Here is a 363-nt window from a genome sequence, read left to right as displayed (position 1 = left end):
TTACTTGGGTCACAAAGATATCCATATCGAAAACAATGGTAATGGTTTCGGCGCTACTGACACTGATGGTAATGGTCGTATCTCTGCTGCTGAAGCTTCTGATGCTGTGACTGGTTCTACTGGTTACGGTGATGCGAACTCAAAAATCCACATGGATAGCTACTTCAACATCACTGATTTAGATGTTTACATCGATATCGCTGGTGTTCAGATCAACGATCTGAAAATCCACAACCATCGTGGTGACACTTCTGGTCTAGACGGATTGAATGCATTCGGTTTCGCTCACTCAATGCGTGACATCTACGCTGTTAAAGACGCAGTTCTTGATCTAGGTTCTGTTGCTTTGGCACCAGGCCGCCT

At 44.9% G+C, this 363-nt stretch carries 1 protein-coding gene; it reads left to right on the top strand.

What is annotated here, in order from left to right:
• Positions 1–363 (top strand): hypothetical protein (locus A3729_RS32715; protein WP_197475741.1); only part of this gene is annotated, 363 nt, incomplete at both ends.

It is taken from the genome of Oleiphilus sp. HI0043 (assembly GCF_001634935.1).
The sequence above is the reverse complement of the archived record's forward strand: the minus strand, read 5'-3'. Positions and strand labels throughout refer to the sequence as shown.